At 66.9% G+C, this 21,163-nt stretch carries 22 protein-coding genes; 10 read left to right on the top strand and 12 right to left on the bottom strand.

Translation table 11 applies throughout. The features are described 5' to 3' along the window. Positions 1 to 164: 164 nt before the first annotated feature. From cynS to METFAM1_RS0106150, 5 genes are all read right to left on the bottom strand, one after another. Positions 165 to 608 carry a cyanase gene (cynS, locus tag METFAM1_RS0106170; RefSeq protein ID WP_019918731.1) on the bottom strand — a complete coding sequence of 148 codons (444 nt, stop codon included), beginning with the start codon at positions 606 to 608 and terminating at the stop codon, positions 165 to 167. 23 nt (positions 609 to 631) lie between these two features. Further along, complete coding sequence (locus tag METFAM1_RS0106165) at positions 632 to 1,495, bottom strand: ABC transporter ATP-binding protein (RefSeq protein ID WP_019918730.1); 864 nt, start codon at positions 1,493 to 1,495, stop codon at positions 632 to 634. Between the two features lie 116 nt (positions 1,496 to 1,611). Then, on the bottom strand, positions 1,612 to 2,463 hold the full coding sequence (gene ntrB, locus METFAM1_RS0106160; protein WP_019918729.1) for a nitrate ABC transporter permease: 852 nt from the start codon (positions 2,461 to 2,463) through the stop codon (positions 1,612 to 1,614). Further along, entirely contained in the window at positions 2,460 to 3,821 is a 1,362-nt protein-coding gene (locus METFAM1_RS0106155; protein ID WP_019918728.1) for a CmpA/NrtA family ABC transporter substrate-binding protein, read from the bottom strand. The genes ntrB and METFAM1_RS0106155 overlap by 4 nt, the downstream gene beginning before the upstream one ends. A gap of 27 nt (positions 3,822 to 3,848) precedes the next feature. Continuing rightward, positions 3,849 to 4,559 carry a DJ-1/PfpI family protein gene (locus METFAM1_RS0106150; RefSeq protein ID WP_019918727.1) on the bottom strand — a complete coding sequence of 237 codons (711 nt, stop codon included), beginning with the start codon at positions 4,557 to 4,559 and terminating at the stop codon, positions 3,849 to 3,851. A gap of 232 nt (positions 4,560 to 4,791) precedes the next feature. Between METFAM1_RS0106150 and METFAM1_RS0106145 the strand changes: the two genes are divergently transcribed. Then, on the top strand, positions 4,792 to 5,463 hold the full coding sequence (locus METFAM1_RS0106145; RefSeq protein WP_024300517.1) for a PEP-CTERM sorting domain-containing protein: 672 nt from the start codon (positions 4,792 to 4,794) through the stop codon (positions 5,461 to 5,463). Positions 5,464 to 6,138: 675 nt separating this feature from the next. On the opposite strand, the gene METFAM1_RS0106140 is transcribed toward METFAM1_RS0106145, so the two are convergent. The 5 genes from METFAM1_RS0106140 to METFAM1_RS0106120 all read right to left on the bottom strand — a co-directional run bounded on the left by METFAM1_RS0106140 (position 6,139) and on the right by METFAM1_RS0106120 (position 11,797). Then, on the bottom strand, positions 6,139 to 6,903 hold the full coding sequence (locus METFAM1_RS0106140; RefSeq protein WP_019918725.1) for a TIGR01458 family HAD-type hydrolase: 765 nt from the start codon (positions 6,901 to 6,903) through the stop codon (positions 6,139 to 6,141). A 123-nt stretch (positions 6,904 to 7,026) separates the two neighbouring features. Next, positions 7,027 to 7,668 carry a response regulator gene (locus tag METFAM1_RS0106135; protein ID WP_019918724.1) on the bottom strand — a complete coding sequence of 214 codons (642 nt, stop codon included), beginning with the start codon at positions 7,666 to 7,668 and terminating at the stop codon, positions 7,027 to 7,029. Continuing rightward, entirely contained in the window at positions 7,665 to 8,828 is a 1,164-nt protein-coding gene (locus METFAM1_RS0106130) for a sensor histidine kinase (protein WP_019918723.1), read from the bottom strand. Before METFAM1_RS0106130 ends, METFAM1_RS0106135 begins: the two co-directional genes overlap by 4 nt. Before the next feature lie 138 nt (positions 8,829 to 8,966). Next, positions 8,967 to 10,373: a sigma-54-dependent transcriptional regulator gene (locus METFAM1_RS0106125; protein ID WP_019918722.1), complete on the bottom strand. Its 1,407-nt coding sequence runs from the start codon at positions 10,371 to 10,373 to the stop codon at positions 8,967 to 8,969. Next, positions 10,370 to 11,797: a sensor histidine kinase gene (locus tag METFAM1_RS0106120; protein ID WP_027491019.1), complete on the bottom strand. Its 1,428-nt coding sequence runs from the start codon at positions 11,795 to 11,797 to the stop codon at positions 10,370 to 10,372. Before METFAM1_RS0106120 ends, METFAM1_RS0106125 begins: the two co-directional genes overlap by 4 nt. A 433-nt stretch (positions 11,798 to 12,230) precedes the next feature. Between METFAM1_RS0106120 and ccmA the strand changes: the two genes are divergently transcribed. From ccmA to ccmI, 9 genes are all read left to right on the top strand, one after another. Further along, a complete protein-coding gene (gene ccmA / locus METFAM1_RS0106115; protein WP_019918720.1) occupies positions 12,231 to 12,881 on the top strand; it encodes a cytochrome c biogenesis heme-transporting ATPase CcmA in 651 nt (216 codons plus the stop codon). Further along, positions 12,875 to 13,543: a heme exporter protein CcmB gene (gene ccmB, locus METFAM1_RS0106110; RefSeq protein ID WP_019918719.1), complete on the top strand. Its 669-nt coding sequence runs from the start codon at positions 12,875 to 12,877 to the stop codon at positions 13,541 to 13,543. The genes ccmA and ccmB overlap by 7 nt, the downstream gene beginning before the upstream one ends. A gap of 116 nt (positions 13,544 to 13,659) precedes the next feature. Then, positions 13,660 to 14,448 carry a heme ABC transporter permease CcmC gene (gene ccmC, locus METFAM1_RS0106105; RefSeq protein ID WP_019918718.1) on the top strand — a complete coding sequence of 263 codons (789 nt, stop codon included), beginning with the start codon at positions 13,660 to 13,662 and terminating at the stop codon, positions 14,446 to 14,448. Continuing rightward, positions 14,445 to 14,642 (top strand): heme exporter protein CcmD, encoded by a 198-nt coding sequence (gene ccmD / locus METFAM1_RS0106100; RefSeq protein ID WP_019918717.1) that lies wholly within the window; start codon positions 14,445 to 14,447, stop codon positions 14,640 to 14,642. Before ccmC ends, ccmD begins: the two co-directional genes overlap by 4 nt. After that, a complete protein-coding gene (gene ccmE / locus METFAM1_RS0106095; protein ID WP_019918716.1) occupies positions 14,639 to 15,085 on the top strand; it encodes a cytochrome c maturation protein CcmE in 447 nt (148 codons plus the stop codon). Before ccmD ends, ccmE begins: the two co-directional genes overlap by 4 nt. Before the next feature lie 63 nt (positions 15,086 to 15,148). Continuing rightward, positions 15,149 to 17,152, top strand: coding sequence for a heme lyase CcmF/NrfE family subunit (locus METFAM1_RS0106090; protein WP_019918715.1), 2,004 nt, complete (start codon positions 15,149 to 15,151; stop codon positions 17,150 to 17,152). After that, the gene (locus METFAM1_RS0106085) at positions 17,149 to 17,676 is read left to right on the top strand and encodes a DsbE family thiol:disulfide interchange protein (RefSeq protein WP_019918714.1); all 528 of its coding nucleotides are present in this window, start codon (positions 17,149 to 17,151) and stop codon (positions 17,674 to 17,676) included. The genes METFAM1_RS0106090 and METFAM1_RS0106085 overlap by 4 nt, the downstream gene beginning before the upstream one ends. Before the next feature lies 1 nt (position 17,677). Continuing rightward, on the top strand, positions 17,678 to 18,151 hold the full coding sequence (locus METFAM1_RS0106080; protein ID WP_019918713.1) for a cytochrome c-type biogenesis protein: 474 nt from the start codon (positions 17,678 to 17,680) through the stop codon (positions 18,149 to 18,151). Next, positions 18,148 to 18,993 (top strand): c-type cytochrome biogenesis protein CcmI, encoded by an 846-nt coding sequence (ccmI, locus tag METFAM1_RS0106075; RefSeq protein ID WP_024300516.1) that lies wholly within the window; start codon positions 18,148 to 18,150, stop codon positions 18,991 to 18,993. Before METFAM1_RS0106080 ends, ccmI begins: the two co-directional genes overlap by 4 nt. Positions 18,994 to 19,501: 508 nt before the next feature. Here ccmI and METFAM1_RS0106065 read toward each other — a convergent pair. Both METFAM1_RS0106065 and METFAM1_RS0106060 read right to left on the bottom strand, forming a co-directional pair. After that, positions 19,502 to 19,990: a DUF7931 domain-containing protein gene (locus METFAM1_RS0106065; RefSeq protein ID WP_019918711.1), complete on the bottom strand. Its 489-nt coding sequence runs from the start codon at positions 19,988 to 19,990 to the stop codon at positions 19,502 to 19,504. Beyond that, on the bottom strand, positions 19,983 to 21,110 hold the full coding sequence (locus tag METFAM1_RS0106060; protein WP_019918710.1) for a cupin domain-containing protein: 1,128 nt from the start codon (positions 21,108 to 21,110) through the stop codon (positions 19,983 to 19,985). Before METFAM1_RS0106060 ends, METFAM1_RS0106065 begins: the two co-directional genes overlap by 8 nt. Positions 21,111 to 21,163 lie beyond the last annotated feature (53 nt).

Here is a 21,163-nt window from a genome sequence, read left to right as displayed (position 1 = left end):
TTTGGTGTTTCAAATTCTGTGGATCCTTGACGTGAATTTGAGCGAGGGATGAAATTTGATAGTGGACGTCGTGGGCATAAAAAAGCCGCATGCCCTTCCGGGAACATGCGGCTTCCATATGACCAGCGCGTGCCGCGCCGGTCAAGCACTTCGCATCAGTACCTTCAGTACGTCTTGTACGGCAGGAACTTCCCACTCATCGTAATGCTCACGCGGTCCCCCGCCGGGTTCGCTTCGCGCGCCAGGTCCATCTTGAAGTCGATCGCGCTCATGATGCCGTCGCCGAATTCTTCATGGATGAGTGCCTTGAAGGTGGTGCCGTACACATTGATCAGTTCGTAGAAGCGGTAGATCAGCGGGTCGGTGGGCACGGCGGTGGGCAGTGAGCCCTTGTACGGCACGACCTGGAGCTGGGTGACGGCTTCTTCCGGCAGGTCCAGCATTTCGCCGATGGTCTTGGCCTGTTCGGCGGTGAAGGTCATCTGGCCGAGCAGGCCGGCGGTGACCCATTCCTTGCTGAGGCCGATGGCCTTGGCGAGGTCGGCCCACTTGAGGCCCTTGGCAACCTTGCGTTCGACGATGAGATCGGTGACGTCTTCGCGTTTCATGTGAGTCTCCTTTGAGGTGGTGTTCAGGCGGGTTGGCTGGATTGGCCGGGGTGGACGAGAGGCGGGTTCTTCGCGTCCCAGCCGGGGCCGGGCTGGAATTCGCGCGAGCGCTTCACCAGGAAATCGACGAGGTGATTGCGCAGCGTGTAGAAGGCGGGTTGCTGGTGCAGGGTTTCGCGCACGCGCGGCCGGGCCAGCGGATTGACGACGATTTCGGCGATCTTGGCGCGCGGGCCGTTGGTCATCAGCACGATGCGGTCAGCCAGCAGGATGGCTTCGTCGACGTCGTGGGTGATCATGAACACGGTCTGCTGCGTGGCTTCGACGATGCCGATCAGCTCGTCCTGGATGCTGCCGCGGGTGAGCGCGTCGAGTGCGCCGAAGGGCTCGTCCAGCAGCAGCATCTTCGGTTCGATCGAGAAGGCGCGGGCGATGCCGACGCGCTGCTTCATGCCGCCGGACAGCTCGGCCGGCTTCTTGTCGAGCGCGTGGCCGAGGTGCACCAGTTCGAGGTATTTCACCGCGTGCTCGCGCACCTGATGCGCCTTCCAGTCCGGATGACGGCTGCGCACCGCGAACTCGACGTTCTTCAGCGCGCTGAGCCAGGGCATCAGCGCGTGGCCCTGGAACACGACGCCGCGATCGAGTGAGGGACCGCGCACTTCGCGGCCGTCCATGATGACGTGGCCGGCGCTGGCTTCGTCCAGCCCGGCGAGGATGTTCAGGATGGTGGTCTTGCCGCAGCCGGAGTGGCCGAGCACGCAGACGAACTGGCCGCGCTCGATGCCGAAATGCACGTCTTCGAACACCGGTGCGGGGTCGGGGTTGCCCGGCTGCGCAAACTGCCGCTTCAGGCCCTCGACCTTGAGGAAGGGTTGGGTGCTCATTGTGATGGGGCCTTTTTTCTCTGCGGACGACCCGGACTCGGGCGGCGGTGCGATATCCACCGGGTCGCGGGTCTGCGTCTTCAGGGGGACGACGGGTGCGAGGGCTGCGCTCATATTCATTCCCTCCACGAAATCGCGCGTGCCACCCAGGCCAGCAGGTGATCGAGCAGCATGCCCACCAGGCCGATCAGCAGGATGGCGGTGATGATGTTGGTGATCGACAGGTTGTTCCACTCGTTCCAGACGAAGTAGCCGATGCCGGTGCCGCCCACCAGCATTTCCGCGGCGACGATGACCAGCCAGGCGATGCCGATGGAAATGCGCATGCCGGTCAGGATGGTCGGTGCGGCGGCTGGCAGGATGACCTGGAAAGCCTTGCGCAGCGGGCTCACTTCCAGCGTGCGCGCCACGTTCAGCCACTCGCGCCGCACCGAGGCGACGCCGAAGGCGGTGTTCACCAGCATCGGCCACAGCGAGCAGATGAAGATGACGAAGATGGCGGAAATGCCCGAATCCTTGATCGTGTAAAGCGCGAGCGGCATCCAGGCCAGCGGCGAGATCGGCTTCAGTATCTGGATGAAGGGGTCGAGCGCCTTGTAGATCAGCGGCGACATGCCGATGACGAAGCCCAGCGGGATCGCCACCAGCGCCGCCAGCAGGTAGCCGGCGAGCACGCGGGCGATCGAGTAGGCGATCTGTATGCCCAGCCCCTTGTCGTTGGTGCCGCGGTCGTAGAAGGGGTCGCTCACGTGCTCCCAGATCTTGGCCGCGACCTCGCCCGGGCCGGGCATGGCGGACTGGCCGCCGGCCTGGGCCTGGGCGCCCATCAGCGCCGCGTACTCCGGGTCCATCGCCGGCGCGGCGCCACCGCCGCCGGCCGACGCGGTGGTCGCCAGATACCAGGCGCCGACGAAGAGCGCGAAGAACAGCGCCGACAGCAGCGGCGCCAGCCAGGGTTTCCTCGTCATGCTGCAGCCTTCCGGATCTTGAAGCTGTTGAGGTATTCCTCCGGCTTGGCCGGGTCGAATTCCTTCTTCATCACCGAGAACTTCTTGGTCGTCGTGCTCGGCACCGGCAGGCCGACTTCCTTCATCAGCGCCGCGGCATCGGTGGCGAGGAACACCTCCTTGGCTACCTTCTGGTAATCGACGTCGCCCTTGATCTGGCCCCAGCGCTTCATCTGGGTCAGGATCCACACGGCAAACGACTCCCACGGGAAGGGCTCGAAGCCGATGCGGCCCGGCACCTTCTGCACGCCGCCCAGGCCGTCGGCGTAGGTGCCGGTAAGCACCTGCTCGACCACGGTGACCGGCTGGTTCAGGTAGTTGGCGGGCGCGATCGCCTCGGCGATCTGCTTGCGGTTGGCCGGGTTGCTGGCGGTCGCGGTGGCCGTGATGATGGCGCGCAGCAGGGCCTTGTAGGTGTTCGGCATGGTCGTGACGAACTCCTTGCTGGCGGCGAAGGCGCAGCAGGGGTGGCCTTCCCAGATGTCCTTGGTGAGGGTGTGGATGAAGCCCACGCCGTCATACACGGCGCGCTGGTTCACCGGGTCGGGAGCGAGGAAGCCGTCGATGTTGCCGGCGCGCAGGTTGGCCACCATTTCCGGCGGCGGCACCGAACGGATTTGCACGTCGGTGTCGGGGTCGAGGCCGTGCTCCGCGAGGTAGTAGCGCAGCAGGTAGTTGTGCATCGAGTAGTCGAAGGGCACCGCGAACTTGAAGCCCTTCCAGCCCTTCGGGTCGCGCTTGTCCTTGTGCTTGACCGACAGCGTGATGGCCTGGCCGTTGATGTTCTCGACCGCCGGCATGGTCCAGGGGATGGGGTTCGAGCCGGCGCCGATCGAGATCGCCAGCGGCATCGGCGACAGCATGTGCGCGGCGTCGTATTCCTTGGCCAGCGACTTGTCGCGGATGACCGCCCAGCCGGCGGTCTTCACCACTTCCACATCGAGACCCTGCTTCGAGTAGTAGCCCAGCGGGTGCGCCATGATGATGGGCGTGGCGCAGGTGATCGGGATGAAGCCCACCTTGAGCTTGGTCTTTTCCAGCGGGCCGGGCGAGGCGAAGGCGTCCTTCACCGTGCCCAGCGGCAGGAAGGTCGAGATCGCCGCCATCGCCGTGCTGGCGCCGACCGCGCGGATGAAGTTGCGCCGCGTTTCGTCGTGCGGGAACAGCGCGCGCATCACCGCACCTTCGACCACGCGGTCCAGCATCGCCTCTTCGGACAGCGCTTCGGCCTGGTCGTGTTCAGCCTGGCTGTGGTGGCGGCCGCAGGAGCAGCCATTCAGTTTCACATTGGGGTCGAAGGGGTTGCGGAAGGTGCTCATTGCGGGACTCTCCTTGTTCTGGAAACTTCAGTGGGCGAAGCAGGGGACCGGATTCGGTGCGTACTCGATGTCGTGCGCGTAGGTGTCGTAGGCGGCGCTGTATTCCATGCAGCGCGCCACGTCGCGGATGAAGCCTTCGTCGTAGCCGGCGCGGCGCAGCAGGTGGAAACCCAGCTCCATGCCGGAGGCAATGCCGCCGGCGGTGACGATGCGGCCGGCATCGACGACGCGGGCGTGCGAGATGCGGCAGGCCGGCGCGATCTCGGCGAGGCGGTCGATCGGCAGCTTGCCCAAGTGCGAAGCCTCGACCCGGTCCGGTTCCTTGCGGTTGGTCGCCGGAATGCCGTCGAGCAGGCCCATGCGGCCGTAGATCCAGGAGCCGGTGCACACGCTGGTGAGCAGGCAGCTGGCGGGCAGTGCGTCAATGAATTCGTGCAGCCGGCCGTTCCAGGTTTCCTGCCGCGTGCCGGCGCCACCGGGAATCAGGAAAGCATCCATCGCCGGGCGGTCGGCAAAGCTGTAGTTGGGCAGCACGGTGAAACCCGCCTGCGCCTGCACCGGCCGCTGCGCGTCGGCGATCAGGAATACCTCCAGTTCGGGGTCGAAGCGCCGCGCCACCGAAAAGACGCCGTGCGGTGCGGTGAAGTCGACGATCTCGGCGTCCTTGAAGACGTAGATGCCGAGCCTGAAGCCGCGCTTGCGCTGCGATCCCACCGTGTAGATCTCCCGTGCGTTCATGGGACGAATGCTAGGGAGCGGGGTGAGGGGCCGGTATCACTACGGATGTGATTGTCGTGTAGTGCGGGCACTACACGGCCGGGCGGACACCTGCGCGCTTGCAGGGCGACTGTCGCGATGCTTTACACCCGGCGGTTGGTCGTTGACGAAAACGCTTTGTGCTCAAACATTTGGCATGCGAGGGCCGAATCTTGCTTGGGTCGCCGCCGTATCGATCCAACAGGAGTGTTTGATGGGCTTTCACCGTATTCCAACTGTTTTCGCCATGCTGGGTCTGAGCGCGCTGCTGGCGTCCGCGCCTGCTGTCGCCACCGACGTGCTGCTCGATTTCTCCGGCAACATCTGCGGCGATGCCACCAATGCGGCCTGCACGAACGGCGCCGGCATCGGCCAGGGCTATGGCGACGTCGCCGGCTTGCTCGACGTGTCGCATCGTTCCTTCGTGACCGCCACCGGCACCACCGTCAACAGCAGCCTTTTCTACTGGTCGACGTCCTACTCCGACCTCATGGATGTAGCCTGGGGCGGCAGCAATCCGGACAGCCACAGCGCCGAATTCGTGTTCACGCCGGGCGCCGGCTACGCAGTCACGCTGAACTCGATGGATTTCGGCGATTACCTGAACCGCAACGACGGCTCGTCGGCCGTCGTACTCGACCTGCTCACCGGCCAGACCCTGTGGAGCGCGGGCGCCTTCGACGCCGGCGTGACGCGACTGTCCTTCATGCCCGGCGTGTCGAGCGCCAACGGCCTGGTGCTGCGTTTCGGCCCGGACAGCTACAACACCGGCATCGACAATATTTCGCTGACCGTCACCGCGGTCCCCGAACCGGGCACCTGGGCGATGCTCGCCGCGGGACTGGGCGTGGTCGGTGCGCTGCGCCGCCGGCGGGAGACGGTCTGAGCCTCCTGTGGTTCCGGGACAGCTCTCTGTGGGAAGGGTCTTCTGACCCCCGACAGCGAACTGTATCGAGGCCGGCGGCCCGCATCTGCCGCATCGCGGCCAAGGCCGCTCCCACAGGGATCGCGCCCTATTCGTAGCCGGGGCCGGGGTTTCTGTGGGAGGGGTCTTCTGACCCCGACAGCGGCCTGTACCGAAGCCCGCGGACCGCAACGGTCGCGTCGCGGCCAAGGCCGCTCCCACAGGGCTCACGCCCTATCCATAGCCGGAGCCGGGGTTTCTGTGGGAGGGGTCTTCTGACCCCGACAGCGGCCCGTACCGAAGCCCGCGGACCGCAATGGCCGCGTCGCAGCCAAGGCCGCTCCCACAGGGATTGCGCCCTATCCGTAGCCGGGGCCGGGGTTTCTGTGGGAGGGGTCTTCTGACCCCGACAGCGGCCTGTACCGAAGCCCGCGGACCGCAATGGCCGCATCGCGGCCAAGGCCGCTCCCACAGGGATCGCGCCCTATTCGTGGCTGGAGCCGGGGTTTCTGTGGGAGGGGTCTTCTGACCCCGACAGCGGCCTGTGCCGAAGGCCGCGGACCGCAACGATCGCGTCGCGGCCAAGGCCGATCCCACAAGGATCGCGCTCTATCCGTGGCCGGAACCGGGGTTTCGGTGGGAAGGGTCTTCCGGCCCCTATAGCAGACGTTCGGCGAAGCGCGCGAAGTCGTCGTCGATCGCCGCGGGCCGGATGTCCGGGTTCTGTTCGTCGGCCGGGCTGTATTTGCCGGTGCGCACCAGCACGCCGGCGATGCCGGCGGCCTGGGCGCCGCCGATGTCGTCGCGCAGGTCGTCGCCGATCATGATGGCTTCGTCGGCGCGCACGCCGGCGGTGTCGAGTGCGGCCTGGAAGAAGGGGACGGCCGGCTTGCCGGCGATGTCGGCCTTGACGCCGGTGCTGTATTCCAGCCCGGCGACGAAGGCGCCCATGTCGAGCGACAGGCCGTCCTCTTCCTTGAAGTGGCGGTTGCGCGCCATCGCGATGAAGGGCAGGCCGCGCATGATGAGGCGGAAGGCGGTGTTGAGCTGCGCATAGTCGAAGCAGTGGCCGGCGTCGCCGAGCACCACCGCATCGGGTTCCGTGGCATCGGGCCCGACTTCGTCGCGCAGGTCGGGATGGACGATCCAGTGCGGATGCAGGCCGCGGCTGCGCACCAGATTCATCGTCGCGCCGGGCGCGGTCAGCAGTTCGTCGTCACGCACGTCCAGACCGAGGGCCTGCATCTTCGCCACAAGCGTGCGCCGCGGCGTGCGGGTGGTGTTGGTCAGGAACACGAGCTTGAAGCCGGCGCTGCGCAGTCGCGCCAGCGCTTCGATGGAACCGGGGATCACTTCGTCACCGACGTGCAGCACGCCGGCGAGGTCGATCAGCAGGGCCTTGGGGTTTGCGGGCAGAGACATGGCGTTCTCCTTCGTTCGATGCGGCGCGCCGTCCTTGCAGGAGCAGTCTTCTGACCGCGACCATAGCGGAGGTCAAGGAGCCTGCGCGTGATTACAGGCTCTGTCGCGGTCAGAAGCCCGCTCCTACAGGGCCACCAGCTGGTGCCGTGCCGCGAAGCTCACCAGTTCGACCGGATTCTTGATGTCGAGTTTGTCGAATAACCGCGCGCGGTATGTGCTGATGGTATTCGCCGACAGCGACAGTTCCCGTGCGATATCACCGACCGTCTGACCGCTGGCGAGCAGCTTCAGCACCTGCATTTCGCGGTTCGACAGGCTGTCGAGCGGGCTGGCCGGGGTATCGGCGCGGACACCGAAGGCGAGGCGTTCGGCCAGCTCCGGGGTGACGAAGAGGTGACCGCCGGCGACGCGGGCGATGGCGTCGAACAGCTGGTCCGGCGAGCAGCCCTTGTTCAGGTAACCGGCGGCGCCGCTTTTGAGCGCGCGCACACCGAACTGCGATTCCGGGTAGGTCGACAGCATCAGTACCGCGACTTTCGGAAATTCGGCGCGCAACTGCTTCAGCACGTCGAAGCCGTCGCGGTCGTTCAGTGCGATGTCGAGCAGCACGACGTCGGCGCCGTCGCCGCGCAGCAGGCGCATCAGGTCGGGCCCGCCGGCGGCTTCGCCGACCACGTCGATGGCCGGATTCTCGCCGAGGATCTGTGCGATGCCCCGGCGCAGCATCAGGTGGTCGTCGACGATGATCACGCGCACCGGCTTCATCGCGTCGACTCCGGTACGCGCAGATGCACGGTGGTGCCGGCGCCCGGCGTGCTGTCGATGCGCAGTTCGCCGCCGAGCGCGCGGGCACGCTCGTACATGCCGAGCAGGCCGAAGGAGGTCGGTTGCGCCGGCACCTGCATGCCGCGGCCGTTGTCGCGGATGCACAGTTCGATCGCGCTGGCCTGGCCGGTCACTTCGACATTCACTTCGCTCGCTTCGGCGTGGCGGGCGACGTTGGTGAGCACTTCCTGCACGATGCGATAGACCGCGATTTCGGCGCTGCGGCCGAGACGGCGCTCCGGCTCCGCGTCGTTCATCGTCAGCGTGCAGCGCAGGCCGCGACGCGACTGCATCTCCTGCAGCTGCCATTCGATGGCGGCCCATAGCCCGAGATGGTCGAGCACGCCGGGGCGCAGGTCGGTCAGTATCCGACGCACAGCACCCAACGCCTGCTGGGTGACCGACATCATGTCTTCCAGCTTGCGTTCGAGCGCGTCGTCGTGCGCGAGACGGGGGCGCAACCAGTTCAGGTCGAACTGCAGCGCGGTCAGCGAGGCGCCCAGTTCGTCGTGCACCTCGCGCGCGATGTGCGTGCGCTCGTCCTCGCGCACCTGCTGCAGGTGGGCCGACAGTCGCTGAAGAGCGCTGTGCGACTGCTGCAGACGGGCATTGGCGTCCTGCAGCGCGGCGGTGCGCTCGGACACGCGGCGCTCCAGTTCCACCTGGTTGGCGCGCAGCACGGCCTCGGCGCGCTTGCGTTCGGTGATGTCGGCGAAGGTGACGACGGCGCCGACGATCTGGCCGGCGTCGCGGATCGGGTAACTGGTGTATTCGGCGGGGAAGGCGCTGCCATCGCGCCGCCACAGCACTTCCGACTCGATGCGCACGCCCTGGCCTTCCTGGAAGGCGCGGAAGATCGGACACTCATGCACGTCGTAGTTGCGGCCGTCGGAATGCGCGTGATGAATCAGGTAGTGCATGTTGCGGCCGAGCACTTCGTCCGGCTCGAAACCGATCAGTTCGGCGCCGGCGCGGTTGATGAAGATGCAGCGGCCGTTCTGGTCCACGCCATAGATGCCTTCGCCAGCCGACTCGAGCAGCATTTCGAGCTGGTGGCGCCAGGCGGCGTGATGCGAAAGATGGTGGAGATTGGCGAACACGTCGTTGCGTCGGCACAGGGGTGCCGCTGCCTTGCATCAAGCGTGCCACGCCGTTCGCCTCGCTGATATCACGGCGCGGCGCGGGTTTGCGCGGGGCGCGACCGGCTGGCGCCGGCGCTGCGCCCCGTTGTGGTGCGCTCAGGCCGGTACGTCGCGCACGCGCAGTGCGCCGTCGGCCTCGTCCGCTTCGATCAGGCCCTGTTCCTCGTAGCGGCGCAGCTTGCGCCACAAGGACACGCGGTCGATGCCGAGCAGGCGGGCGGCCAGCGCGCGGTTGCCGCCGACGCCAGCCAGTACGTCGAGGATGTGGTTGCGCTCGACCGCCTCCAGCGTGCGCACCTCGTTGCTGCCGCGACCGGCGGCGTGGCCGGCCGGGGTGCCGAGGCCGGGCGGCAGATCCTCCTCGGCCAGCATGGTGCCGCCGGCTAGCGCGACGCCGCGCTCGATGATGTTCTCCAGCTCGCGCACATTGCCCGGGTAATCGTAGGCGCACAGCTTCTGCATTGCCGGCGGTGCGATGGCGGTGACCTTCTTGCCCATGGCCTGTGCCGCGCGGCGCACGAACTGCTGCGCCAGCAGCGGGATGTCGTCGCGCCGGTCGCGCAACGGCGGCAACTGCAGCGTCACCACGTTGAGGCGGAAATAGATGTCCTGCCGGAACTGGCCGGCCTCGACCGCGGCGCGCGGCTCACGGTTGGTGGCGGCGAGAAAGCGCACGTCGGCACGCACCGGTTCGGTACCGCCGACGCGCAGGTATTCGCGCTCCTGCAGCAGACGCAGCAGCTTCACCTGCATCGCCGCCGACATTTCCGTCACCTCGTCGAGGAAGAGCGTGCCGCCCTGGGCCGCCTCGACCAGACCGCCGCGCGACTGCTGGGCGCCGGTGTAGGCACCTTTCTCGTGGCCGAACAGTTCGTTGGCCAGCAGTTCCTCGTTCAGCGCGCCGCAGTTGATCGCGACGAAGGGGCCGCTGGCGCGCCGGCTGTGCGCATGCACGTGGCGGGCGAGCAGTTCCTTGCCGGTGCCGGTCTCGCCGACGATGAGCACATTGCAGTCTGTCGGCGCCACACCGCGCGCGATGTCGAGGATGGCGCGCATGCCTTCGTCGCGCGTGATGATGCGTTCGTCGGCGGCGTGCTCGACCAGCTGGCGCAGGCGCTGGTTCTCGGCGCGCAGCTGCGCCTTGTCGGCGGCCTCGCGCACCAGCTTGCGCACCTCGCCGAGGCGGAAGGGCTTGGATACGTAATAGAAGGCGCCGGTGCGCATCGCCTCGACCGCCGATTCGGTGGTGGCGAAGCCGGTCACCACCAGCACCTCCATCGCCGGCCAGGCCTCGCGTGCGCGACGCAACAGTTCGAGCCCGTCCATGCCGGGCATCTTGACGTCGGTCAGCAGCACTTCGTAATCGTGCTGGCGCAGCAGCGCCAATGCTGCGTCGCCGTTGTCGGCGGTGGTGACGTCGAGGCCGTCGCGGCGCAACGCGGTGGCCAGGCCCTCGCGCGCAACCGCCTCGTCGTCGACGAGCAGTACATGTGCAGTGCTCATGCTTTCTCCTCCGCCGGTATCCAGAGCGTGACGCAGGTCCCGCCGTCCGGTTCGTTGTGTATGCCTGCCTTGCCGCCGTGTTCGGCGGCGATTTCATGCACCACGAAAAGCCCGAGCCCCGAGCCCTTGCCGACCGGTTTCGTGGTGAAGAAGGGGTCGAACACGCGCGGCAGGTTGCGCGGTTCAATGCCGGGGCCGTTGTCGCACACCGAAATTTCGGTGCCGCCGTCACGCGCGCTGCCGCGAACTGTGATGTGTGGCGCGATGCCCGCTTCGACGCAGGCTTCGAGCGCGTTGCGGATCAGGTTCAGCAGCGCCTGCTGGATGCGCTGGCCGTCGGCGTGGATATGCAGTTCGGGCTCGATCTGCAGCGTGACCGCGTCGGCCGCATCGGGACGCTCTGCGCGCAGCAGCGCGACGGTTTCCTCGACCAGCGGGCGCAGCGGCTGCCGAACCAGCGCGAAGCGGCTGTCGCGCGCGAAGTCGAGCAGGGTGCGCACGATGCGTTGCGCGCGCTGCACCTGGTCGTCGATCTGCTCGACGAAACTATTGATCTGCGCCGGGTCGCACACGTCGCGCTCTTCCAGCAGCAGCTGCGCGTTCAGCGAAATGTTCGAAAGCGGATTGTTGAGCTCGTGCGCGACGCCCGACAGCATGGTGCCGAGCGAGGCAAGCCGCGCCGTGCGCAGCACCGCGAGCTGGCGCTCTTCGAGGTCGCCGAGCGCGCGGTTGAAGGCGGTGACCAGCGCGGCGATCTCGTCGTCGCGGTCGCGCGGCGTCAGGCGCGCGAGATTGCCGGTGCCGATGCGCGCCAGATCGCTTTCGACCTCGCGCAGCGGCGCCACCACGCGCCGCGTCACCAGCTGGCCGATCACCAGCACCAGCGCGACGGCGGCGATCATGATTGTGTACAGCTGTGATTCCTGGCCGGACAGCGCGCGCCGCATCGCTTCGCGCGCCTGATCGGACAGGCGCTCGCTTTCCTCGAACGCCTGCTTGCCGACCTCGGTCATGCGCTCTTCCAGCGGCGAGATCGGATCGGTCGGGCGGATGCGGCGCTGCAGCCGGTCGTCCAGCAGGTCACGCCAGTCGTGCAGCGACTGTTCGAGGTCCTCCAGCGCAAAGCCGGGCGCGGCGCGCTGCATCAGGGCGCGATCGCGCTCGATCAGGGCAAGGGCCTCTTCCGCCTTGCCGACCGCGGATTTGAGCTCGGACGGCTTGCGGAACAGCAGGTAGTTCTTCTCCAGCCGCCGTGCTTCGCGCACCACGTCGTGCATGCGCGTCACATGGTGTTCGTCATCGACGCGCGACAACAGCAGGCGCACCTGTTCCAGCGCGGCGAACACCAGCAGCACGAACAGCGCGCCGAGAACGATGTAGCCGAGCAGGATCTTGCCGTGCAGGGAACGAGGCAGCAGTTTCATGAATTGCATGCTGCAACGTCGCGTTGCGAATTTCAACAGCGACCACATGCGCGCAAGCGCCTGTTTCATGCGGACTTTCGGCGGGTGATCGTAGGGGCGTGCGTGGGCGCGCTGCAAGTTGCAACGAACGCCGGCGGTCCATACGAGGGGTGGGGTGTAAAGCATAAATAAATCAATGCTTTGCGTTTTTGATTGGAGGTGGCACAGCGCCTGCTAGGAAATCCGTGCCAGCCTCGCAGTAACGATTTTGAAGGCTCCTCGGGTCGTTGCTGCGGCGAGGCTTGCAATGGGGAGGCCGGTCGACCTAGCGGACAGCACCGGTTCTTTTGGCGGCTCGCGAGCAATCGCGAGCCGTTTTTCTTTGCGTCGCACGCCGCCTGGCGGATTCGGCGATAATTCGCCGCCTTTCACCGCCCCGCACCCCGCTTCCCGCATGACCGATCACGCCGTCCCGCTGATTTCGACGCACGCACTGGCGTGCACGCGCGGCACGGCACGCCTGTTCGCCGGGCTGGACCTGGCCGTTGGCGAGGGCGAGTTGCTGCACGTGGCCGGCGCCAATGGCAGCGGCAAGACCAGCCTGTTGCGCATCCTGTGCGGGCTGTCGGAAGCCGAATCGGGTGAGTTGCGCTGGTGCGGGCAACCGGCCGGCAAGGTGAAGGACGAGTGGCGCGCCGGTCTGCTCTATCTCGGTCACCGCAACGCGGTGAAGGACGACTTCACGCCACTGGAGAACCTGCGCGCCAGCGCGGCCATCGCCGGTGAGGCGATGAACGACGACACGGCGCTGCGCGCGCTTGTCGACATCGGCCTCGGCGCACGCCTCGACGTGCCGGCGCGCAGCCTGTCGCAGGGGCAGCGCCGTCGCGTCGCGCTGGCCCGTCTGCTGTGCGGCACGCGCGCCCGGCTGTGGATACTGGACGAGCCCTTCACCGCGCTCGACGTGCGCGCGGTGGCGCAGCTGGCCGAAGCGATGGCCGCGCACATCCGTCGCGGCGGCGCCGTCATCTACACCACGCACCAGCCGGTGGATATCGACGTGCCGCGCCGCGCGCTGCTCAATCTGGACGATTACTCATGCTGAGCGTGTTCGCCGCCGTGCTGCGTCGCGACCTGCTGCTGGCCTGGCGCCGCCGTTCCGACGTGCTGACCGCGCTCGGTTTCTTCCTGCTGGTGACCAGCCTGTTCCCGCTCGGCGTCGGGCCGGAGCCCGACCAGCTTTCGCACATCGCGGCCGGCGTCATGTGGGTCGCGGCGCTGCTCGCCACGCTGCTGTCGGTGAGCCGGCTGTTCGAAGCGGACGAGGCGGACGGAACCCTTGAGCAGATGCTGCTGTCCGTGGAGCCGCTGGCTGTGATCGTGCTGGCCAAGGTGTGCGCCTACTGGTTGCTGACCGGATTGCCGCTGGTGCTGATCGCGCCGCTGATCGCGCTGCAGTTCAGCCTGACGCCGGACGAGACGCTCATCGTCTGCGCGACGCTGCTGATCGGCACGCCGACGCTGTCGCTGCTCGGCGCCGTCGGTGCGTCGCTGACGCTGGGGCTGCGCGGCGGTGGTGCGCTGATCGCACTGCTGGTGCTGCCGCTGTACGTGCCGGTGCTCATTTTCGGCGCCGGCGCGGTGGACGCCTGGCGCGCCGGTCTGGGCATCGATGCGCACCTGGCGCTGCTGGGTGCCTGCCTGCTGGTGGCGCTGGCCGTGGCACCGCTGGCGAGCGCGGCCGCATTGCGCATCGCCCAAGATTGATAGGGGGCCAAACCGCACTCGGTTAAACTTGCGGTTTTGCCGTCGGCCCCCGCCGAGACACGCGCGTTGTATCTGCGCACACCGAGTAATCAGAACCTGGGCTAGCCGCTTCGTTGATGTCCGAATCACAGTCTTCCGCCGCGCGCGCGCCGTCGTCCGGCTTCAACTTCTTCCACTACGCCAGCCCGCAGACCTTCTTCCCGCTCGCCGGCAAGCTGCTGTGGCCGAGCTGGATCGCCGCCATCGCACTGACGCTGGCCGGCCTCTACATCGGCTTCTTCGTCGCGCCGACCGATGCCACCCAGGGCGACAGCTACCGCATCATCTTCATCCACGTGCCCGCCGCCTGGATGTCCATGGTGGTCTATCTGGCGATGGCCTTCTGGTGCGCGGTCGGGCTGGTGTTCAACACGCGTCTGTCCTTCATGATGTCGACCGCACTGGCGCCGACCGGCGCGATGTGGGCCTTCGTCGCGCTGTGGACCGGCGCGCTGTGGGGCAAGCCGACCTGGGGCACCTACTGGGTGTGGGATGCGCGGCTGACTTCCGAACTGATCCTGTTCTTCCTCTACTGCGGCTACATGGCGCTGCAGGCGGCCATCGACGACCCGCGCCGGGCCGATCGCGCCGGTGCGCTGATCGCCATCGTCGGCGCGGTGAACGTGCCCATCATCTATTTTTCGGTGAAGTGGTGGAACACGCTGCATCAGGGCGCGTCTGTAAGCCTGACGGCCGCACCGACCATGGCCACCACCATGCTGACCGGCATGCTGGTGATGGCGCTGGCGGCCTGGGCTTACACGATAGGCGCGGCGCTGGTGCGCGTGCGCGCCATCATGATCGAACGCGAGCGGAACACCGACTGGGTGCGCCAGCTCGCCAGCAACGGAGACAGCAAGACATGAACTGGGAAAGCGCCAGCCATTTCTGGGCGATGGGCGGCTACGGCTTTTTCGTCTGGGGTTCCTACGGCGTGACCGCTGCGGTCATCGCGGCCGAGCTGTTCGCGCTATCCCGCCGCATGACGAAGGCCCGTGCGCAGGCCCGGCGCGACGTTGCGCTGGAGCGCCTCGACGCCGACAAGCGGGGGCGCGCATGAAGCCGCGTCACAAACGTTTTGCGCTGGTCGCCGCCGGCATCGCGCTGCTGGTCGGCGCGGTCACGCTGGTGCTGAATACCTTCAGCGACAACATGGTGTTCTTCTTCAGCCCGACCCAGGTCGCGGCCAAGGAAGCGCCGCAGGGCCGCACCTTCCGCATCGGCGGCATGGTGCAGGACGGCAGCCTGGAACGTGGCGCCGACGGTACGTCTGTCCGCTTCATCGTCACCGACACCGCCAACACGATCACCGTCACCTACAAGGGCGCGCTGCCTGACCTGTTCAAGGAAGGCAAGGGCGTGGTCGCCCAGGGCAAGCTCGGCGAGAACGGCGTGTTTGCGGCCAGCGAGGTGCTGGCCAAGCACGACGAGAACTACATGCCGCCCGAGGCCGCGCACGCGCTGGAACAGGCGAAGAAGGCGCAGAGCACGGTCGTTCAGTAAGTCGCATCCACTCCGCTCCGGCGCCTCGGGCCGGAGCACCACGTTTCATGGGCAGGAGCCATCATGTTTCCCGAACTGGGCAATTTTTCGCTGTCGATCGCGCTGGCGCTGTCGGTGCTGCTGGGCGTCGTTCCGTTGGTCGGTGCGCAGCGCGGCGACGCGCGGCTGATGGCGGTCGCGCGACCGCTGACGCAGGGCGTGTTCGTGTTCGTCGCCTTCGCCCTGTTCTGTCAGATCCAGTCCTTCGTGCTGAACGACTTTTCGGTACTGAACGTCGCCACCAATTCGAATTCGACGCTGCCGCTCGAATACCGCGTCGCCGCAGCCTGGGGCAGTCACGAAGGCTCGCTGCTGCTGTGGACCTTCATGCTGGCGCTGTGGGCGCTGGCGGTCAGCGTGTTCTCGCGCCGTCTGCCGCCCGAAATGGTGGCGCGCGTGCTGGCCGTGCTGGGTTGGGTCGGCGTCGGCTTCCTCGCCTTCATGCTGGCCAGTTCCAACCCCTTCGACCGCCTGCTGCCGGCCGCTGCTGACGGGCGCGACCTGAACCCGCTGCTGCAGGACCCGGGCATGATCTTCCACCCGCCCATGCTCTACATGGGCTACGTCGGCTTCTCGGTCGCCTTCGCTTTCGCCATCGCGGCGCTGATCGGCGGCCGCCTCGACGCCGCCTGGGCGCGCTGGTCGCGGCCGTGGACCACAGTGGCGTGGATGTTCCTGACGTTGGGCATCGCGCTCGGCAGCTACTGGGCCTACTACGAACTGGGCTGGGGCGGCTGGTGGTTCTGGGACCCGGTCGAGAACGCCTCCTTCATGCCTTGGCTGGTCGGCACCGCGCTGATTCATTCGCTGGCGGTGACCGAGAAGCGCGGCGCCTTCAAGAGTTGGACCGTGCTGCTGGCGATCGCCGCCTTCTCGCTGTCGCTGCTCGGCACCTTCCTCGTCCGTTCCGGTGTGCTGACCTCGGTGCACGCCTTCGCGACTGATCCCGAGCGCGGTGTATTCATCCTGGCGCTGCTGGTGTTCGTGATCGGCGGCTCGCTGCTGCTGTTCGCGATCCGCGCGCCGTCGGTCGGGCTGGGCGGCGGCTTCGCGCTGCTGTCGCGCGAAACTTCGCTGCTCGCAAACAACGTGCTGCTGGCGGTCGCAACGTCGGCAGTGCTGCTCGGCACGCTGTACCCGCTTTTCCTCGACGCGCTGGGCATGGGCAAGATTTCGGTCGGCGCGCCGTACTTCGACGCCGTGTTCGTGCCGCTGATGACGCCGGTGCTGTTCCTGATGGCCATCGGGCCCTTCGTGCGCTGGAAGAAGGACGAGGCGCCGGGGCTTGTATTGCGCCTGCGCTGGGCCTTCGCAGTGAGCGTCGCCGCTACGCTGGCGACCATGGTGGCGACCGGGCACTACACGGCGATGCTGGGCCTGGGCGCCTTCACCGTCGTATGGATCGTCGCCACCAGCGTGCAGCATCTGGTCGAACGACTGCGCGGCCGCAACGGCGACGGCAGCTGGCTTGCACGCGCCCGCGCGCTGCCCGGCGGCTGGTGGGGCATGTGGCTGGCCCACCTGGGTGTGGCGGTGAGCATCGTCGGCATCACGCTGGTCAAGGGCTTCGAACAGAACGCCGACCTCAAGATGGCGCCGGGCCAGACGGCGACGCTGGCCGGCTATACCTTCAAGTTCCACGGCGCCTTCGAGCATGACGGCCCCAACTACGACGCCGCCCGCGGCCGCATCGAAGTGACGCGCGACGGCAGGCCGGTGGCGATGATGCACCCGGAAAAGCGCATGTACCGGGTGTCGCAGATGCCGATGACCGAAGCCGCCATCGACTCCGGTTTCACCCGCGACGTCTATGTGTCGATGGGCGAGCCGCTGCCCGACGGCAACGCCTGGATCGTCCGCATCTTCTACAAACCCTTCGTGAACTGGATCTGGGTCGGCGCGCTGATCATGGCGCTGGGTGGCGTCATCGCCGCCGCCGATCGCCGTTACCGCAAGCTTGCCCAGCGTGACGCGAAACAGGGCGCGCGCGATGGCGTGGCGCCGCCGGTACGGGAGCAGCACGCATGAAGCGCTATCTCTGGCCGCTGGGTCTTTTCCTGGTGCTGGCGGGCTTCCTGTTCGCCGGCCTCTACCTGAACCCGCGCGAGGTGCCGAGTCCGCTGATCGGCAAGTCTGTGCCGGCTTTCTCCATTCCGCAGCTGGCGGCGCCCGACAAGACCTTCTCGCCGGCCGACATGAAGGGCAAGGTGTGGCTGGTGAATGTGTGGGCGTCGTGGTGCGTGTCCTGTCGACAGGAGCACCCGCTGCTGGTCGAGCTGGCGAAGACCGGGCTGGTGCCGATGGTCGGCCTGCACTACAAGGACGAGCGCGACGCCGGCATGAAGTGGCTGGCCGAACACGGTGATCCCTATCTGCTGTCGGCGCACGACCGCGACGGCCGCGTGGCCATCGATTTCGGCGTCTATGGCACGCCGGAAACCTTCATCGTCGACAAGACCGGCGTCATCCGCTACAAGCACACCGGCCCGCTGACGCCGCAACTGCTGCGCGACGACATCCTGCCGCGCGTCAAGCAACTCGAGGCGTCCTGACATGCGCAGTCTGATCGTGTTGCTGGCAGCGCTGATGCTGCCGATGTCCGCGCTGCACGCTGACGAAGCGAAACCGCTGGCCGACGACCCGGTGGTCGAGGCGCGGGTGCAGAAGCTGGGCGAGGAACTGCGCTGCCTGGTCTGCCAGAACCAGAATATCGCCGACTCGCACGCCGACCTGGCGATGGACCTGAAGAAGCAGTTGCGCGAGCAGATCGCCGCCGGCCGCAGCGACGGCGAAATCAAGGAGTTCATGGTCGAGCGCTACGGCGATTTCGTGCTTTACCGTCCGCCGCTGAAAGCCACCACCGTACTGCTGTGGGCCGGCCCCTTCGCGCTGCTGCTGATCGTCGTCGTGCTGCTTCTGCGTCGCCTGCGCAGCCGCACTGAACGTGCCGCAGTTGCCAACACACTGAGCGCCGATGAACACGAGCGCGCCCGCGCGCTGCTCGCCGGCGAGGAGAACAAGGTTTGACCACATTCATGATGGGCGCGGCGGCGATGCTTGCCGTCGCGCTGGCTTTTGTCGTCCTGCCGCTGCTGCGCGGCCGCCGCACTCAACCGGCCGACGCGCAACGCGCGCTAACGCTCGCCATCCACCGCGATGCGCTGGCCGAACTGGACCGTGATCTGGCGGCCGGCCTGATCGACGACGCGCAGTACCGCATTTCCTGCGCCGAACTGGAGCGCCGGGTGCTCGACGAGGCCGGTGCTGCAAAGTCGCCCTCAGCGAAGGGCAGCGGCCGCTGGGTCGCCGTCGTGTCGGCGCTGATGGTGCCGGTGATCGCTGTTCCGGTGTACCTGGCGCTCGGTCACCCGCAGGCCATCGATGCACCACGCAGCAGCCCGCCGCAGGCCGAAGGCGAAGTGACGCCGGAACAGATACAGGCCATGGTTGCGCGACTGGCCGAGCGGATGAAGGCGGAGCCGGACAACGCCGAGGGCTGGTCGATGCTGGCGCGTTCGTACTTTGCGATGGGGCGCTTCGACGAAGCTGCAGACGCCTATTCCAGACTGGTGAAGATCGTCGACGGCGACGCGCAGGTGTGGACCGACTACGCTGACGCGGTCGCCATGAAGCAGGGCCGCAATCTGGCCGGCGAACCGGAACAGATGCTGAAGAAGGCGCTTGAACTGGATCCGGACAACGTGAAGGCGCTGGCGCTGGCGGGCAGTGCCGCGATGCAGCGTGGGGATGCGGCTGCCGCGCGCGTGCATTGGGAACGTCTGCTGAAACTTCTGCCGGCGGATTCGCCGTTGATCCAGCCGATCAAGGAAAGCATGGGAGACGCTGCAGCGGGCGCTGCGGCGAAGTAGGTGCGCGGGCAGCGCTTGCCGCGGCGAATGCTGCGGCGATGCGAAAAGGTCTTGTGTCAGGGAAGCACCAAAGAAAAAAGCCGGCTTGCGCCGGCTTTTTTCATGCTCGCAGAAGAATTACTTCTTCTCTTCAGCCGGGGCAGCCGGGGCAGCCGGAGCAGCAGCGTCAGCCGGAGCGGCAGCGTCAGCCGGAGCGGCCGGGGCAGCGTCAGCCGGAGCGGCCGGAGCAGCGTCAGCCGGAGCGGCCGGGGCAGCGTCAGCCGGAGCGGCCGGGGCAGCAGCCGGAGCGGGTTCGGCGGCCGGAGCCGGGGCTTCTTCCGGCTTCGAGCAAGCGGCCAGGGCAGCGGCGAGGATGGCGGCGAGGAGGAGGGACTTTTGCATTTTGATTTCCTTGGCTGTTGGCTACATCGTGAATTCGGTACAACACCCGATCGAGCTAGCGACCTCGATCAGCCCAAAATAGTAGCACGAGCGTCACGGATCAAGTTGCAGCGCTGGAAACAAGGTTTTACAAGCCAAGCTTTGTTGTGCTTATGCAACATGAACAACTGTCCCAGATCTCGGCGAATCGACCGCTGTAGCCGGCGATCTCGGCGGTATGGGCGCGCACGTGCTTGCCCCGCCAGTGCGCGAGATGAGTGCGGATCACCGCGTCAGCCGATCCGTTCAGCATGAATGTCTCGCTCAGATGCCGCAGCGTGCGCGGCAACTGACGGATGTGCAGGCGGTGCGATTGTGCGGCGCACAGCGCCCACAGGCGGGGCATGTGGTGCTGCAGCGGCCCGGCGTCGTGCAGCACGATGCGCACCTCGGCGCGCGGTGACTGTGCCAAGGCTCGAGTCAGTGCCTCGACGGCGTGGCGCGAATCGAGCGCGGTGTCGCGCAGATCGGTGTCGAAGATGTCGAGCGATCGATCGATCTGTGCGATCAGTGTGCCGATCGCTGCCTGATAGCCGGCACGATCGTCGAAACGGAAGACACCCGTTTCCTCAGTCAATGGCGGCTCCGGTGTGCAGAAAGCCGTCGCAGTACCAGTCGTAGAGCAGGTCTAGCGTGCCTTCGTGGTCGGCCACCCGCGCCAGGCTGCGTGCGCTGGCGAGTTCGCGCAGCGCGTCGGCGCTGTCGGCCGGCAGGTCCACCGGTTCTCCGTTGATCCAGAAGTGTTTACCACTGCGCAGCAGCAGCGTCCGGCCGTCCAGTCGCACGCCGTGTTTCGACACCTGCTGTGCAAAACGCTTCGGCGTCAGCGGATCGTCCGGAGGGTCGAAGAACACGTGCGGCTTCGGTTCGCTCAGATAGCCACCGAGGAAGGCCTCGACGTCCTTGCGCGACCACTTGATGGTGTTCAGCACCGCCTCGACCCTGTCTATCATCGCCGCCGGCAGTTGGGCCGGATCGGCCTGCAGTGCGAGGTCGGGGTCGGCGTACATGCCGGGCATGCAGATCTCGTCGCGCAGGTAGTCAAGGAAGCCGCTGGCCAGTTCCTGCATCGACGGCGTGCGGAAGCCGATAGAGTAGGTGGTGCATTCGCCCTCGGCGATGCCGTTGTGCGCACACTTGGGCGGCAGGTAGAGCATGTCGCCCGGTTCCAGCACCCATTCGTGCTCCGGCACGAAGTTCTTCAGGATGCGCAAGGGCGCGCCATCGACCAGCGTCAGGTCGGTCTGTTCGCTGATCTGCCAGCGGCGCTTGCCGGTGCCCTGCAGCAGGAACACGTCGTAGGAATCGAAGTGCGGACCGACGCCGCCGCCATCGGTGGCGTAGCTCACCATCACGTCGTCCAGCCGGGCGTAGGGCACGAAGCTGAAACGGCGCATCAGCGCGTCGGCTTGCGGCAGCAGCATGTTCAGGCCCTGCACCAGTACGGTCCACGGTTTCGTTTTCGGGCGCCGGATCAGCGAGGCGGGCAGGGGGCCGCGCTCCATTTCCCAGTTGCGGCCGTCGTGCGCGATGAAGCGCGATTCGACGTCTTCGTCACGTGCGAGATCGAGTAATTGCTCGCGCGGCAGCAAGCCGTTGAAGCCGGGGATGGCGCCGCGGATGAGCAGCGGTTTCTTCTGCCAGTAGTCGCGCAGGAAGGTACGCGGGCTGAGCCCGCCGAGCAGTGTCTTGTCCATGGGTGCGGATTATCCGCGATGGCGCGGCCGCGGCGCATGCAGCAGGTAAAATC

The sequence above is a fragment of the Methyloversatilis discipulorum genome (assembly GCF_000527135.1).
GTDB lineage: Bacteria > Pseudomonadota > Gammaproteobacteria > Burkholderiales > Rhodocyclaceae > Methyloversatilis > Methyloversatilis discipulorum.
Note: the sequence above shows the minus strand (reverse complement) of the source record. Positions and strands in the feature narration are given on the sequence as shown.